Source organism: Streptomyces sp. NPDC048650, from assembly GCF_043199095.1.
Lineage (GTDB): Bacteria > Actinomycetota > Actinomycetes > Streptomycetales > Streptomycetaceae > Streptomyces.
The window spans coordinates 1,255,628-1,270,658 of sequence record NZ_JBICVM010000001.1; the positions used below are offsets into that span (position 1 = coordinate 1,255,628).

Here is a 15,031-nt window from a genome sequence, read left to right on the forward strand (position 1 = left end):
CCGCGCCCCCCACCCGGGCCGCGGGGCCTGCGTATGCCCCGCGGCGGCCGGTCCCGCAGCGGGCCGGGTGCTCCCGCGCAGGGGGAGGTAAAGTGCCAGGACCTGCTCCCGCCTGGCCTCCCAGGCCCGTAACGGTGAGGCTTTCCGACACGTGCTGACGACCACCACCATCAAGGTCCTCGAGCCCGGGGAGCTCGATGACGCCCTCGCGGTCCTGGACCGTGACCCGGTCGCCAACGCCTTCGTCGCCGCCCGTGTGCAGATCGCCGGGCTCGACCCCTGGCGCCTCGGCGGCGAGATGTGGGGCTGGTACGTCGGGGGCCGACTGGAGTCCCTCTGCTACGCCGGGGCCAACCTCGTGCCGGTCTGCGCCACCCCCGAGGCCGTCCACGGCTTCGCCGAGCGGGCGCGCCGCCAGGGCCGGCGGTGCTCGTCCATCGTGGGCCCCGCCGAGCCCACCGCCGAGCTGTGGTCGCTGCTCGAGCCGTACTGGGGGCCGGCCCGCGAGGTCCGCGCCCGCCAGCCGCTGATGGTCACCCACGCCCCCTCCGCGGAGGTCGCACCCGACCCGGGCGTCCGGCGGATCCGGAAGAGCGAAATGGACGTGATCATGCCGGCGTGCGTGGCCATGTTCACCGAGGAGGTCGGCATTTCGCCGATGGCCGGCGACGGCGGGCTGCTCTACCAGGCGCGGGTCGCGGAGCTCGTCGGGGCCGGCCGCTCCTTCGCCCGGATCGAGGACGGCAAGGTCGTCTTCAAGGCCGAGATCGGGGCGGCGACGCCGCGCGCCTGCCAGATCCAGGGCGTGTGGGTCGACCCGGCCCACCGCGGCAAGGGCCTGTCCGAGATCGGCATGGCCGCCGTGCTGAGGTACGCGCTGAGCGATGTCGCGCCCGTGGTGAGCCTGTACGTGAACGACTTCAACACCGCCGCCCGCGCCTCCTACCGCCGGGTGGGCTTCGAGGAGGTCGGCGCGTTCATGAGCGTGCTGTTCTGAGTCGCGCCCTTTCCGCGACGCCGCCTTGTACGCTCGCGACCATGGATGACGTCGCGGTCGGCCCTCTCGATCTCGCCGCCCGCGTGGACGACGCGCTCGCGGTGCAGGCGCTCGCCTTCGGGCTCGGCGACGACGAGATCGCCGTGCGGCGGCACATCGTGCTGCGCCACCTCGGCTGCCCCGGTGCGCGCGCCCTGGGGGCCACCACCCCCGCCGGCCGGCTCGTCGGCTTCGTCTACGGCATGCCCAACGACCGGGCCCACTGGTGGTCCACGGTCGTCGAGCCGTATCTGCGCAGCGAACACCTCGACCACTGGCTCGACGACTCCTTCGTCATCACCGAACTGCACGTCCACCCCGCCTACCAGGGGCGGGGGATCGGGCGGACACTGATCACCGGGATCACGGACGGGGCCCGGGAGCCGCGGTCCATCCTGTCGGCCATCGACCGCGAGAGTCCCGCGCGCGGGCTGTACCGCTCTTTGGGGTACCAGGACATCGCACGGCGGGTGCTGTTCCCCAGCGCGCCGACCCCGTACGCCGTCATGGGCGCCCCGCTGCCGCTGATACGACCCTGAGCGACCGCCGCCGGACAACGCATTTCCGTGCTCCACACCCCTGCGGCTAACCTCCTGGGAGTCACCGTTCTTACGCAGGAGAAACTCCCATGGCCAACGCCGCACAGGTTCAGCGCATGTCCCGCTTGATGATCAAGACACTGCGCGAGGACCCGGCCGACGCCGAGACCGCCAGCCACAAGCTGCTCGTCCGCGCCGGGTACGTCCGCCGCACCTCCGCCGGCATCTGGACGTGGCTGCCGCTCGGCAAGAAGGTCCTGGAGAACGTCTCCCGCATCGTCCGCGAGGAGATGGACGCCATCGGCGGCCAGGAGGTGCTCCTGCCGGCCCTGCTGCCCAAGGAGCCCTACGAGGCCAGCGGCCGCTGGGAGGAGTACGGCGACCTGCTCTTCCGCCTCCAGGACCGCAAGGGCGCCGACTACCTCCTCGGCCCCACCCACGAGGAGATCTTCACCCTCACGGTCAAGGACCAGTGCACGTCCTACAAGGACCTGCCCGTGATCCTCTACCAGATCCAGACCAAGTACCGCGACGAGGCCCGCCCGCGTTCCGGTGTGCTGCGCGGCCGCGAGTTCCAGATGAAGGACTCCTACAGCTTCGACACCACCGACGAGGGCCTGGCCCAGGCGTACGCGGCGCACCGCGGCGCGTACGAGAAGATCTTCGCCCGCCTGGGTCTGGACTACCGCATCGTCTCCGCCGTCTCCGGCGCGATGGGCGGCTCCGCCTCCGAGGAGTTCCTCGCCCCGGCGGCGGCCGGCGAGGACACCTTCGTGGACTGCCCGGCCTGTGACTACGCGGCCAACACCGAGGCCGTGACGGTCGTGGTGGAGCCCGCCGACGGCTCCGCGCACGGCCCGGTCGAGGAGCTGGACACCCCCGAGACGCAGACCATCGAACTGCTCGCGGCGCACCTGGCGGTGCCGGCCTCCGCGACGCTGAAGAACCTGCTGGTCAAGGTCGACGGCGAGATCGTCGCGGTCGGCGTGCCCGGGGACCGCGAGGTCGACCTCGGCAAGCTCGGTGAGCACCTCGCCCCGGCCACCGTCGAGCTGGTCACGGCCGAGGACTTCACCGACCGCCCCGACCTGGTGCGCGGTTACGTCGGGCCGCAGGGGCTGGCCGGAAAGTCGTTCCGCTACCTCGCCGACCCCCGGATCGCCCCCGGCACGGCCTGGATCACCGGCGCCAACAAGCCCGGCACACACGCCAAGAACGTGGTCGCGGGGCGCGACTTCGAGGTGGACGAGTACCTCGACGTGGTCGTCGTGGAGCCGGGCGACCCGTGCCCGAAGTGCGGCGCCGGCCTGCGCATCGACCGCGCCATCGAGATCGGCCACATCTTCCAGCTCGGCCGCAAGTACGCCGACGCCTTCGAGCTGGACGTCCTGGGCCAGAACGGCAAGCCGGTCCGGGTCACCATGGGCTCGTACGGCATCGGGGTCTCCCGTGCGGTGGCCGCACTCGCCGAGCAGAGCCACGACGAGTCAGGGCTCTGCTGGCCGCGTGAGGTCGCCCCGGCGGATGTGCACGTCGTGGCGGCGGGCAAGGCCAAGCAGACCGAACTCGCGCTGGCGGTCGGCGAGCAGCTCGGCGCGGCCGGACTGCGGGTTCTCGTGGACGACCGCCCCGGCGTCTCGCCCGGTGTGAAGTTCACGGACGCGGAGCTCCTCGGCGTGCCCACCATCGTGGTCGCCGGGCGGCGCGCCGGTGACGGCGTCGTCGAGGTCAAGGACCGGCGTACCGGGGAGCGCGAGGAGCTGACGGTCGAGGAGGCGGTGGCCCGCCTCAGCGCCTGACGGTGTGTGGTCCGGCGGACCGGCGGAACCCCGGTGACGGGTTCCGCCGGTCCGCCGTTGCCGTACGGCTACAGCCAGGCGGCGAACTCCAGGAGGAGTTCGCCGTGCCGGCGGTCACCCACCGCCGACTCCCGCACCCCCGCGTCCACCGCGTGATACAGCGTCCAGGCGCGCAGGCGGTCCCGGTCCACCTCCAGGGAATCGGCGAGTTTCGCCACCCTGCGACGGGCCGCGGCGGCCGCACCGGAGCCGGCCGCCAGGTCCTCGAAGCGGTCCAGTACGAGCGACGCCAGGTCGTAGGCGCGCTCACCGACCAGGGGCGACGGCCCGACGGCCAGCCACGGGGTCCGGTCCCCGGCCAGCACCTTGCCCTGGCGGAAGGCGCCGTGCAGCAGGAACTGCTCGTCGCTGCTGCCCGGCAGCGACCCGCGCAGCTCCGACGCCTCGTCCACCAAGGGGGCGGCGGAGCGGGTGAGGGCACCGGCGGTACGCAGCCCCGACCGGTCCTCGTCGGCGCGCGCGGCCAAGGTGTCGAAGGGATGCCCCGGCTCCGGCGTCACCCACAGGCGGCGCACCGTGCCGGCCGCCTCCAACAGCGCCTTGGCCTCGGGCAGCGAGCGCAGCGACACGGCACTCTGCAGCCGCTCCAGCAGCAGCGCACCGCTGTCGCGGTCGGACCGCAGCAGCCGCGCCGCGCCCCACCCGTCCCAGGTCTCCAGCGCCGCCGCTTCGTGGGCCCCGGCCCGGCCCGGAGCCGGGAACTTCAGCGCCGCGGACGTGCCGTCCTTCTGCCGGACGAGCGTCAGCAGACTGCTGCGGCCACCAGGGGCGTGCACCCGCTCCAGCGTCAGATCCCAGTCGTCCAGCCGCTGCTGAACCAGCGTCGGGAGCTTCCTGAGCCACTCCTGTGCGGGACTTTCCGGATCGCTGCTCAGCGAACTCACCAACCGCTGCGGCGGTTCGATGGGTGCCGTTGCCATGCCTGAGCTGTCCCTTTCCTGGGGCGGTGGCCGCGGGGCGGCCGGTCGTCACAGCGCGTTCGAGGACGCGCTCGCGGAGCTCGACGGCGCATCGGCCGCGGCCCGCTCCACGAGACCAGGGAAGGCTACGCCGCTGCCGCGCCAGCGCACCGCCCGCACCGCTGCCTCGCGCAGTGCGGCCGCCGCCGCCGAGCGGCGCGGCCCGCCCGCCGCCCGTACGAGGTCCGCGTACACGGCCGCCAGCCGGTCCTCCAACTCCGCCGCCAGCCGGACGGCGGCCGCCGCGTCCGGGACCGGGAAGGGCAGTTCGTAGGCGGCCGCGGCCGCCCGCGGCGTGCCGCCCAGATCCCGCACACCACGCCGCAGCGCGTCCCGGCGGGCCCGGTGGGCGTCGTACGCCTCCTGCGCCTCCTTGCGGCGCGCACCGGCGACGCGGCCCCCGACCACGCCGTAGCCGTACACGGCGGCGTACTCGGCCGCCAGGGCCGCCTGTACCGCCGCCAGCTCCCCGTCCCGGCCCGTCCCGGCCCTGCCGTGCTGCTTGTCCGTCATCGGGCACACGCCCTCTCGTGGTCGCGTTCCGGGCGCCGGCGGCGGCTCATGCCTCCGCCAGCAGGTAGGCGTGCGCCGCACCCGCCGCCGCCACCGAGGCGAGCAGCCGGGCCAGTTCCGGCGGGGCGGTGGCCAGGGCCCGGGTGCGGCGGTCGGCCAGCGTGCGTTCCGCGTCGGCAAGGGCGGCGCGGGCGCCCTTCTCGTCCCCGGGGACCGGCGGGCCGGACCTGTGGGCGGGGGAGCGGTCCGACACGCCGGTGCCGGCACGCCGGGACGGGCTCCTCCCCGGAGTGGGGCCGCTCCCACCGGCACCGAACACGTCGGCGTGGCGGGCGACTTCGGTGCGCAGGGGGCGCAGCGCGGTCTCCAGGGCGGGGTGCGCGGCCAGGGTCGCGTCGTAGCGGGCCAGCAACGCCGTGCTGTCGCCGGCGGCGCCGTGCCACAGACGCTCGGCGGCGGAGGAGTGTTCGGCCGCCTCTTCCGGGCCGGCGTCCTCGGAACAGCCCGTGATCAGGGACGCACCCCCGAGGGCGGCGACGGCCAGCAGGGTTCTTCTGCGCGTGAGCGCCGCATCAGGCACGTTCCACTTCCCGGGTCTTCCGTAGTGATCACCGCAGGCGAGCGTATCCGTGACCGCCCACCGAATCGTCAGTACCCCGCCGGAACCGATAGGCTTTGACCCGACACGCGACCCACCCACAACAGCACACGCGGCCGAGGAGTCACCCGGATGAGCACCACCCAGAGCGAGAGGCTGCGCGGATTGCTTGAACCGCTCGTCGCCGCGCGAGACCTGGATCTGGAAGAGATCGAGGTGACCCCTGCAGGCAGGCGGAGGGTGCTGAGGATCGTGGTCGATTCCGATGACGGCGTCCAGTTGGACGATTGTGCCGCGGTCAGCCGTGAGGTCTCGCAGGCGCTCGACGACTCGGATGTGATGGGCGGCGCCCCGTACACCCTCGAGGTGACCTCTCCCGGCGCCGACCGGCCGCTGTCCGAGCTGCGGCACTACCGCCGCGCCACCGGCCGTCTGATCAAGGCCCAGCTGCACGAGGGCGGCGAGCTCATCGCCCGGATCGTGTCCGTGGACGATGCCGGGCTGGACCTCGAAGTGCCGGGCGTGAAGGGGCGCAAGCCCACTGCCCGGCGCGTGGAGTTCGACGAGATCGCCCGGGCGCGTGTCGAGCTGGAGTTCAACCGCAAGAAGACCGACGAAGACGACGAGAACAAGGAGGAGGCGTAGCCGTGGACATCGACATGAGTGCCCTGCGGGGGCTGGTGCGGGAGAAGGAGATCTCGTTCGACCTGCTGGTCGAGGCGATCGAGTCGGCCCTCCTCATCGCATACCACCGCACCGACGGCAGCCGTCGGCAGGCGCGGGTGGAGCTGGACCGCAGCACCGGTCATGTGACGGTGTGGGCGAAGGAGGACCCGGCCGACCTCGAGGAGGGCGCGGAGCCCCGCGCGTTCGACGACACCCCGTCCGGTTTCGGCCGGATCGCGGCGACCACCGCCAAGCAGGTCATCCTGCAGCGGCTGCGGGACGCCGAGGAGGAGATCACCTTCGGCGAGTTCGCCGGACGTGAGGGCGACGTCATCACGGGCGTCGTCCAGCAGGGCAAGGACCCCAAGAACGTCCTGGTCGACATCGGCCGGATGGAAGCCATGCTGCCGGTCCAGGAGCAGGTCCCCGGTGAGGACTACGCGCACGGCACACGGCTGCGGTCGTACGTCGTACGGGTGGTCAAGGGCGTGCGCGGGCCGTCCGTGACGCTGTCGCGCACGCACCCCAACCTGGTGAAGAAGCTGTTCGCCATGGAGGTGCCGGAGATCGCGGACGGGTCCGTGGAGATCTCCGCCATCGCACGCGAGGCCGGCCACCGGACGAAGATCGCGGTGCGGTCGATGCGGTCCGGGCTCAACGCCAAGGGCGCGTGCATCGGCCCGATGGGCGGCCGGGTGCGTGCCGTCATGGCGGAGCTGCACGGCGAGAAGATCGACATCGTGGACTGGTCGGACGACCCGGCCGACCTGGTCGCCCATGCGCTGTCGCCGGCGCGGGTGAGCAAGGTCGAGGTCGTGGACCTCGCGGCGCGGTCCGCCCGGGTCACGGTGCCCGATTACCAGCTGTCGCTGGCCATCGGCAAGGAAGGCCAGAACGCCCGGCTCGCCGCCCGCCTCACGGGCTGGCGGATCGATATCCGGCCGGATACGGAACCGCAGGCTCCGCAGGACTGAAGCAGACCGGTGCCGTCGCGGCCCCCTCGGGAGAGGTGCCGCGGCGGCCGACAGTGATACTGAGCGAACGTTCGGGCTTTACCCCATAGGGGTGGGGTCGGTGCGGGGAGGTAGACTTAAGCGGTGTCTGGCCGGACGCATGCCCGCGCATGCCCTGAGCGCACGTGTCTGGGGTGCCGGGAGCGAGCGGCCAAGGGCGATTTGCTGCGCATCGTGATGATCGAGGGTGAGTGCACCCCCGATCGGCGCGGTACGCTGCCCGGCCGGGGTGCTTATGTGCACCCGACACCGGTCTGTCTCGACCTGGCGGTTCGCCGCCGGGCGTTTTCCCGGGCTTTCCGGAGCCCAGGGCCGTTCGACACGGCGGAATTGCGCCGAGTCGTCGAACGGAGTGCGCCTTGAGCAGCCGTTTCGGCAATGGCGCACAGCAGTAAATGCACAGGTAAGAAAGCACAGCGCACGGAAAACCGTGCGGTCAGGTACCTCGCGAGTCGGAAGTAGGTCGAGATTGCGATGAGCACTCGATGAGTACGCGATGAGTACGCCCATGAAGTAGCGACGGTCCGGTGGACAACCCGGACCTAGAAGGAGCGAAGTGGCTAAGGTCCGGGTATACGAACTCGCCAAGGAGTTCGGCGTTGAGAGCAAGGTCGTCATGGCCAAGCTCCAAGAACTTGGTGAATTCGTCCGTTCGGCGTCCTCGACGATCGAGGCGCCGGTTGTTCGCAAGCTGACCGACGCTTTCCAGGCAGGCAGCGGCAGCGGCCGCGCCGCCGGTAAGCCCGCGGCACCGCGCAAGTCGGCCCCCGCGAAGCCGTCGGCGCCCTCGCCGGCGCAGGCGGCCCGTCCGGCTGCCCCGAAGCCGGGTGGCCCCAAGCCGGGCCCCGCGGCTCCGGCTCCGGCCCCGTCGGCTCCGGCCCCCGCGGCCGCCGCCGAGGCGCCGCAGGCCCCCGCAGCACCCAAGAGCACTCCCGCCGCCGGCCCGACCCCGGGTCCGCGGCCCACGCCGGCTCCCAAGGCGCCGGCGCCCAAGCCTGCTCCGGCCGCCCCCGCGCAGCCCGAGTTCCAGGCCCCGCCGTCCGCGCCCGCCGCTCCGGCGGCCGGCCAGTCGGCACCCCGTCCCGGCGCCACCCCCGGCCCGCGTCCGGCCCGTCCGGCGGCGTCCGGCCAGGGTGGTCAGGGCGGCCAGGGCGGCCAGGGCCGCGGCAACGCCCCCCGTCCGGGTGGCGAGCGTCAGGGCCCCCGTCCGGGTGCCCGTCCCTCCGGTCCCCGTCCGGGCAACAACCCCTTCACCTCCGGTGGCTCCACGGGCATGGCCCGTCCGCAGGCCCCCCGTCCCGGTGGCGCCCCGCGTCCCGGTGGTCAGGGCGGTCCCGGTGGCCCGCGCCCGCAGGGTGGCGGCCAGGGTGGCCCCCGTCCCCAGGGTGGTCAGGGCGGTGCGCGTCCGACCCCCGGTGGGATGCCCCGTCCGCAGGGTGCCGCTCCCGGTGGCGCCCCGCGTCCCGGCGGCGGCGGTAACCGCCCGAACCCGGGCATGATGCCGCAGCGTCCCGCTGCCGGCCCGCGTCCGGGCCCCGGTGGTGGCGGCGGTCGCGGTCCCGGTGGTGCCGGTCGTCCCGGTGGCGGTGGCGGCGGTCGTCCCGGTGGCGGCGGCGGTTTCGCCGGTCGTCCCGGTGGCGGTGGCGGCGGCGGTCGTCCGGGTGGCGGCGGCGGTTTCGCCGGTCGTCCCGGTGGTCCCGGTGGTGGCGGCGGCTTCGGCGGTCGTCCCGGCTTCGCCGGTCGTCCCGGCGGTCCCGGTGGCCGTGGTGGCACACAGGGTGCGTTCGGCCGTCCCGGCGGTCCGGCGCGTCGTGGCCGTAAGTCGAAGCGGCAGAGGCGCCAGGAGTACGAGGCCATGCAGGCCCCGTCGGTCGGCGGCATCATGCTGCCGCGCGGCAACGGCGCGACGGTTCGCCTGTCGCGCGGTGCCTCGCTGACGGACTTCGCCGAGAAGATCAACGCCAACCCGGCGTCGCTGGTCCAGGTCATGCTGAACCTCGGCGAGATGGTCACGGCGACCCAGTCGGTCTCCGACGAGACGCTGCAGCTGCTCGCCGACGAGATGAACTACGTCGTCGAGATCGTCAGCCCGGAGGAGGAGGACCGCGAGCTCCTCGAGTCCTTCGACATCGAGTTCGGCGAGAACGAAGGCGGCGAGGAGATGCTCGTCTCCCGTCCGCCGGTGGTGACCGTCATGGGTCACGTCGACCACGGTAAGACCCGACTGCTCGACGCGATCCGCAAGACGAACGTCATCGCGGGCGAGGCCGGCGGCATCACCCAGCACATCGGTGCCTACCAGGTCGCGACCGAGGTCAACGACGAAGAGCGGCGCATCACCTTCATCGACACCCCCGGTCACGAGGCGTTCACCGCCATGCGTGCCCGTGGTGCCAAGTCGACCGACATCGCGATCCTCGTGGTGGCGGCCAACGACGGTGTCATGCCGCAGACGATCGAGGCCCTGAACCACGCCAAGGCGGCCGACGTGCCGATCGTGGTCGCGGTCAACAAGATCGACGTCGAGGGCGCCGACCCGACCAAGGTGCGCGGTCAGCTCACCGAGTTCGGTCTGGTGGCCGAGGAGTACGGCGGCGACACGATGTTCGTCGACATCTCCGCCCGTGAGGGTCTGAACATCGAGCAGCTGCTCGAGGCCGTGGTCCTGACCGCGGACGCCTCGCTCGACCTGCGCGCCAACGCGGAGCAGGACGCGCAGGGCATCGCGATCGAGGCGCACCTCGACCGTGGCCGCGGCGCCGTGGCGACCGTCCTGGTCCAGCGCGGCACGCTGCGCGTCGGCGAGACGATCGTTGCCGGTGACGCCTACGGCCGAGTCCGGGCGATGCTCGACGACAAGGGCAACAACGTCGAGGAAGCGGGTCCCTCGACCCCCGTCCTGGTCCTGGGTCTGACCAACGTCCCGGGTGCCGGCGACAACTTCCTGGTTGTCGACGAGGACCGTACGGCCCGCCAGATCGCCGAGAAGCGCGCGGCGCGCGAGCGCAACGCCGCCTTCGCCAAGCGCACCCGCCGGGTGTCCCTCGAGGACCTCGACAAGGTGCTCAAGGCCGGCCTGGTGCAGGACCTCAACATCATCATCAAGGGCGACGCGTCCGGTTCGGTGGAGGCTCTCGAGTCCTCGCTGCTCCAGCTCGACGTCGGCGAAGAGGTCGAGATCCGCATCCTGCACCGCGGTGTGGGTGCGGTCACCGAGTCGGACATCAACCTGGCGACCGGCTCCGACGCGATCGTGATCGGCTTCAACGTCCGCGCCGAAGGCCGTGCGACGCAGATGGCCGACCGCGAGGGCGTCGACGTCCGGTACTACTCGGTCATCTACCAGGCGATCGAGGAGATCGAGGCGGCCCTCAAGGGCATGCTCAAGCCGGAGTACGAGGAGGTCGAGCTCGGTACCGCGGAGATCCGCGAGATCTTCCGCTCGTCCAAGCTCGGCAACATCGCGGGTGTGCTCATCCGCTCCGGCGAGGTCAAGCGCAACACCAAGGCGCGCCTCATCCGCGACGGCAAGGTCGTCGCGGAGGACCTCAACATCCAGGGTCTGCGCCGCTTCAAGGACGACGTCACCGAGATCCGCGAAGGCTTCGAGGGCGGTATCAACCTCGGCAACTTCAACGACATCAAGATCGACGACGTCATCGCGACGTACGAGATGCGCGAGAAGCCTCGCGGCTGATCACGTAGCGCGTAACGCTGGGGCCGGTCGGCGGAGGAAATTCCGTCGATCGGCCCCGGCCGTTGCGTGTACGGTTCCAGGGACTCGTACTCCCCCAGCTACCGCTGGGAGACGCCCCCAAGGCCCCGCGGGTGGCTTGACCCGTCTTGCATGTACGTAGGGACGCTGTCCTTTGACCTGCTTCTCGGCGACGTACGGTCGCTGAAGGAGAAGCGCTCCGTCGTCCGTCCGATCGTCGCCGAGCTGCACCGCAAGTTCGCGGTGAGCGTCGCGGAGGTCGGGGACCAGGACCTCCACCGCAGGGCCCTGATCGGCCTGGCGGTGGTGTCCGGGGACGCCGGGCACATCACCGATGTCATGGACCGCTGCGAGCGCCTGGTCGCCGCGCGGCCCGAAGTGGAGCTGCTGTCGGTCCGCCGACGGCTGCACGGCGACGACGACTGACCCAGACCGGGCAGGTCGCCGCCGGTGGAAGCACAATTGTGGAAGACAAGAAGGAGACGGACCAGTGGCCGACAATGCGCGGGCGAAGAAGCTGGCGGACCTCATCCGGGAGGTGGTCGCCCAGAAGCTGCAGCGCGGAATCAAGGACCCGCGGCTCGGTACGCATGTGACCATCACGGACACCCGGGTCACCGGCGACCTGCGGGAGGCGACGGTCTTCTACACGGTCTACGGAGACGACGAGGACCGGGCCAGCGCGGCCGCCGGCCTGGAGAGCGCCAAGGGCATCCTGCGCTCTGCGGTCGGTGCGGCGGCCGGCACGAAGTTCACGCCGACCCTGGCGTTCGTGGCGGACGCGCTGCCCGAGAACGCCAAGACGATCGAGGACCTGCTCAACAAGGCACGGGCCTCGGACGCCGCGGTGCGCGAGGTGTCCTCGGGCGCCCAGTACGCCGGTGAGGCCGACCCGTACCGCAAGCCGGGCGAAGACGACGACGAGGCAGACGACGAGGGCCGAGCGGCAGAATGAAGCGTGAGAGCAACAAGCCGGGCGGCCTGGTCATCGTCGACAAGCCGGCCGGTTTCACTTCGCACGACGTCGTGGCGAAGATGCGCGGGATGGCCCGCACCCGCCGGGTCGGGCACGCCGGCACGCTCGACCCGATGGCCACGGGCGTGCTCGTCCTCGGCATCGAGCGGGCCACCAAGCTGCTCGGTCATCTCGCGCTGACGGAGAAGGAATACGTCGGCACGATCCGGCTCGGCCAGGCGACGATCACCGACGACGCCGAGGGCGAGATCACGGCGTCGAAGGCGGCGCACGGCATCGCGCGCGAGGACATCGACGCCGGCGTGGCCCGGCTGTCCGGCGCGATCATGCAGGTCCCGTCCAAGGTCAGTGCCATCAAGATCGACGGCAAGCGGTCCTATTCGCGGGTCCGCGCCGGCGAGGACGTGGAAATCCCGGCCCGGCCGGTGACCATCCCCTCGTTCGTGGTGTATTCGGTGGACGAGACGGCGGCCGAGGACGGCACTCCGGTCACCGACCTGCTGGTCTCCGTCGAGTGCTCGTCCGGTACGTACATCCGGGCGCTCGCCCGCGACCTGGGCGACGGGCTAGGCGTCGGCGGACACCTGACGGCGCTGCGGCGCACCCGGGTGGGCCCGTACAAGCTGGACCGGGCACGCACGCTGGAGCAGTTGCAGGACGCGGTGGACGACACCGAGGGCGTCGGGCTGCCGGTCATGCCGGTCGGCGAGGCGGCGGCCGCCGCCTTCACCCGCTGGGACGTCGCCGAGCCGCAGGTGCGGCTGCTGATGAACGGCGCACGGATCCCGATGCCGCTGTTCGAGGGCAGTGGGCCGGTGGCGGCGTTCGCGCCCGACGGCAGGTTCCTGGCGCTGGTGGAGAACCAGGGCGGGAAGGCCAAGAGTCTGGCGGTGTTCGGCTGACGCCGACGCCGCCGCGAGGTGGCCGGTCCCGGTGCGCGCGATGCGTTCCGGGGCCGGCCATCGGCCGTTTCCGGAGCACCCGGGGCGTCGGGCGGCCGCTCGCCGCCATCTCCTCCCGGAGGCAGGGGAATTGGGGCTCTGCACGGTGATGTGCGCCGGGGCGCACTGAGGCGTGCAGGGGCGCCGGTGGGCGCACCGCTGGGCGCGGGGGCCGGGGGCGTAGGGGGCGGCCCGGCGCCCCGCTCGTGCCGCCCGCTCGTCACCGTGGGGCCCGACCGCGCCCCGCCCGGCCGGGCCGCCCGTGCTCCGGGGCCGCTCCCGAGGGCACCCTTCGCGCGAAGCACCGCCCCCGGCATGGCAGTCTTAGACCTGCGTCATGCCGAATTGGCGCAATGGACGGACAAGAGTTCGGGCGAGGAGCGGGCACAGTGCAGCGCTGGCGTGGCTTGGAGGACATCCCCGAGGGCTGGGGACGCAGCGTCGTCACCATCGGCTCGTACGACGGTGTGCACCGTGGTCACCAGTTGATCATCGGAAAGGCCGTCGCGCGCGCCCGTGAGCTGGGGCTGCCCGCGGTCGTCGTCACCTTCGACCCGCACCCGAGCGAGGTCGTGCGGCCCGGGACCCACCCGCCGCTGCTGGCCCCGCACCACCGGCGCGCGGAGCTGATGGCCGAGCTGGGTGTGGACGCCGTGCTGATCCTGCCGTTCACCACGGAATTCTCGAAGCTGGCGCCGGCCGATTTCGTGGCGAAGGTCCTCGTCGACAAGCTGCACGCGCAGGTCGTCGTCGAGGGCCCCAACTTCCGCTTCGGGCACAAGGCGAGCGGCACGGTGGCCACCCTCACCGAGCTCGGCGGCACCTACGACTACACCGTGGAGGTCATCGACCTCTTCGAGCGCGGCACGGCCGGTGGCGGCGAGGCGTTCTCCTCCACGCTCACCCGCCGCCTGGTCGCCCAGGGTGATGTGGCCGGTGCACGGGAGGTCCTGGGGCGCCCGCACCGCGTCGAGGGCATCGTCGTCCGCGGCGCCCAGCGCGGCCGCGAGATGGGCTTCCCGACGGCCAACGTGGAGACCTTGCCGCACACCGCGATCCCGGCCGACGGCGTCTACGCGGGCCTGCTGCACGTCGAGGGCGAGGCGATGCCGGCGGCGGTCTCGGTCGGCACCAACCCGCAGTTCGACGGCAAGGTGCGCACGGTCGAGGCATACGCCATCGACCGCGTCGGCCTGGACCTGTACGGCCTGCACGTCGGCGTGGACTTCCTCGCCTACATCCGCGGCCAGGAGAAGTTCGACACCCTCGACGCCCTGCTGGAGCGGATGGCGATCGACGTGAAGCAGGCGCGGGAACTGATCGAAGCGGCGTCCTGAACCGGTCGTACGGCCGACGGATGGGACTACCGGAACTGACGCCGCTCGCGACGGCACCGGAACCGCCACGGCCCGGACTCGGCGGCCGGGCGCTGGGTGCGCTGTTCTTCGTCGTCGCACTGGTCATGTGCGGCATGGCGATCTCCGACGCCGCGCATGCCGGCGGACTGGCGGGGACCCACGGCACGCTGACGGTCAAGAGCTGCCACGTCGAGCATTCCGGCAGGACGGGTCACCGCAGTGGCACCACGTGGTGCGACGGCACCTTCCGCTCCGACGCCGGCCGGATCACGGACGATACGGCGACGGTCCGGGCGGATCTGACGGCGGGCGGCAAGGTCTCGGTGCAGCAGTCGGGTAGCGAGTACCTGCGTACCGGTCCCGGCGAAGTGTCCCGTTGGATCGCGCTGTTCTTCTGCGGTGGGGTGGTGGCCGCCATCGGCGTGCCGTTCGCCGTGACGGGGATGTTCCCGCGTGGCGGCGCCCAGATGCTCATGATCAACCGTTCGGTGTCCGGCACCCGGGCGGGGAGCGTACGCACATGGCTCTTCCTGGGAGGCCTCGGGGGCACGGCGGTGTGCCTGCTGTTCACCTGGATGCAGATGCTGTGACGCTGCGTGGGCGCAGGGACGCGACCGGTCGACCGTCGGCGACAAGGGGGCCCGGCCCCGCAGCACGTAGGTGACAAGGGGGCCCGGCGGCCCCAGCACGTCGGCGACCGAACGCGCCGGAGACCGCCGGAGACATACGGGCGGGGGCCCCCCCCCGGGGGGGGCCCCCCCCGACGTCGTTTATTGGGTTCATCGGTAACCCCGAAAGAGGGGGGGGGGGGGGGGGGGCACCCCCCCCCCACCGGCCGGGGCGGGGGCGGGGCCCGCG

15 protein-coding genes are annotated in these 15,031 nt (G+C 72.3%); 12 read left to right on the forward strand and 3 right to left on the reverse strand.

All coding sequences use genetic code 11. From position 1 onward, the window contains the following. The first annotated feature begins 151 nt into the window (after positions 1 to 151). The 3 genes from ACGFML_RS05735 to ACGFML_RS05745 all read left to right on the forward strand — a co-directional run bounded on the left by ACGFML_RS05735 (position 152) and on the right by ACGFML_RS05745 (position 3,374). The gene (locus ACGFML_RS05735; protein ID WP_393540277.1) at positions 152 to 997 is read left to right on the forward strand and encodes a GNAT family N-acetyltransferase; all 846 of its coding nucleotides are present in this window, start codon (positions 152 to 154) and stop codon (positions 995 to 997) included. 41 nt (positions 998 to 1,038) lie between these two features. Beyond that, positions 1,039 to 1,575, forward strand: a complete 537-nt coding sequence (locus ACGFML_RS05740; protein ID WP_393540279.1) for a GNAT family N-acetyltransferase — start codon at positions 1,039 to 1,041, stop codon at positions 1,573 to 1,575. A gap of 89 nt (positions 1,576 to 1,664) precedes the next feature. Next, on the forward strand, positions 1,665 to 3,374 hold the full coding sequence (locus ACGFML_RS05745; protein WP_393540281.1) for a proline--tRNA ligase: 1,710 nt from the start codon (positions 1,665 to 1,667) through the stop codon (positions 3,372 to 3,374). A 68-nt stretch (positions 3,375 to 3,442) separates the two neighbouring features. Here the strand turns inward: ACGFML_RS05745 and ACGFML_RS05750 are convergent, their stop codons facing one another. The 3 genes from ACGFML_RS05750 to ACGFML_RS05760 are packed head-to-tail and all read right to left on the reverse strand — an operon-like array spanning position 3,443 to position 5,486. Further along, the gene (locus ACGFML_RS05750; RefSeq protein ID WP_393540283.1) at positions 3,443 to 4,354 is read right to left on the reverse strand and encodes an aminoglycoside phosphotransferase family protein; all 912 of its coding nucleotides are present in this window, start codon (positions 4,352 to 4,354) and stop codon (positions 3,443 to 3,445) included. Between the two features lie 48 nt (positions 4,355 to 4,402). After that, the gene (locus ACGFML_RS05755; protein ID WP_393540285.1) at positions 4,403 to 4,906 is read right to left on the reverse strand and encodes a ferritin-like domain-containing protein; all 504 of its coding nucleotides are present in this window, start codon (positions 4,904 to 4,906) and stop codon (positions 4,403 to 4,405) included. Between the two features lie 46 nt (positions 4,907 to 4,952). Next, positions 4,953 to 5,486: a hypothetical protein gene (locus ACGFML_RS05760; RefSeq protein WP_393540288.1), complete on the reverse strand. Its 534-nt coding sequence runs from the start codon at positions 5,484 to 5,486 to the stop codon at positions 4,953 to 4,955. 150 nt (positions 5,487 to 5,636) lie between these two features. On the opposite strand from ACGFML_RS05760, the gene rimP reads away from it, so the two are divergent. From rimP to ACGFML_RS05805, 9 genes are all read left to right on the forward strand, one after another. Beyond that, entirely contained in the window at positions 5,637 to 6,149 is a 513-nt protein-coding gene (rimP, locus tag ACGFML_RS05765) for a ribosome maturation factor RimP (protein ID WP_393540289.1), read from the forward strand. 2 nt (positions 6,150 to 6,151) lie between these two features. Next, entirely contained in the window at positions 6,152 to 7,144 is a 993-nt protein-coding gene (nusA, locus tag ACGFML_RS05770; RefSeq protein ID WP_393540291.1) for a transcription termination factor NusA, read from the forward strand. 123 nt (positions 7,145 to 7,267) lie between these two features. Next, positions 7,268 to 7,546 (forward strand): YlxR family protein, encoded by a 279-nt coding sequence (locus ACGFML_RS05775; protein ID WP_393540293.1) that lies wholly within the window; start codon positions 7,268 to 7,270, stop codon positions 7,544 to 7,546. Positions 7,547 to 7,739: 193 nt separating this feature from the next. Further along, positions 7,740 to 10,880: a translation initiation factor IF-2 gene (gene infB / locus ACGFML_RS05780; protein WP_393540295.1), complete on the forward strand. Its 3,141-nt coding sequence runs from the start codon at positions 7,740 to 7,742 to the stop codon at positions 10,878 to 10,880. Positions 10,881 to 11,030: 150 nt separating this feature from the next. Continuing rightward, positions 11,031 to 11,324, forward strand: coding sequence for a DUF503 domain-containing protein (locus ACGFML_RS05785; RefSeq protein ID WP_393540297.1), 294 nt, complete (start codon positions 11,031 to 11,033; stop codon positions 11,322 to 11,324). A 64-nt stretch (positions 11,325 to 11,388) separates the two neighbouring features. Continuing rightward, positions 11,389 to 11,853 (forward strand): 30S ribosome-binding factor RbfA, encoded by a 465-nt coding sequence (gene rbfA, locus ACGFML_RS05790; protein WP_393540298.1) that lies wholly within the window; start codon positions 11,389 to 11,391, stop codon positions 11,851 to 11,853. Beyond that, positions 11,850 to 12,776: a tRNA pseudouridine(55) synthase TruB gene (truB, locus tag ACGFML_RS05795; protein ID WP_393540300.1), complete on the forward strand. Its 927-nt coding sequence runs from the start codon at positions 11,850 to 11,852 to the stop codon at positions 12,774 to 12,776. The genes rbfA and truB overlap by 4 nt, the downstream gene beginning before the upstream one ends. A 428-nt stretch (positions 12,777 to 13,204) precedes the next feature. Then, positions 13,205 to 14,152: a bifunctional riboflavin kinase/FAD synthetase gene (locus tag ACGFML_RS05800; RefSeq protein WP_393540302.1), complete on the forward strand. Its 948-nt coding sequence runs from the start codon at positions 13,205 to 13,207 to the stop codon at positions 14,150 to 14,152. Positions 14,153 to 14,172: 20 nt separating this feature from the next. Beyond that, positions 14,173 to 14,763 (forward strand): hypothetical protein, encoded by a 591-nt coding sequence (locus tag ACGFML_RS05805; RefSeq protein WP_393540304.1) that lies wholly within the window; start codon positions 14,173 to 14,175, stop codon positions 14,761 to 14,763. Positions 14,764 to 15,031: the final 268 nt, after the last annotated feature.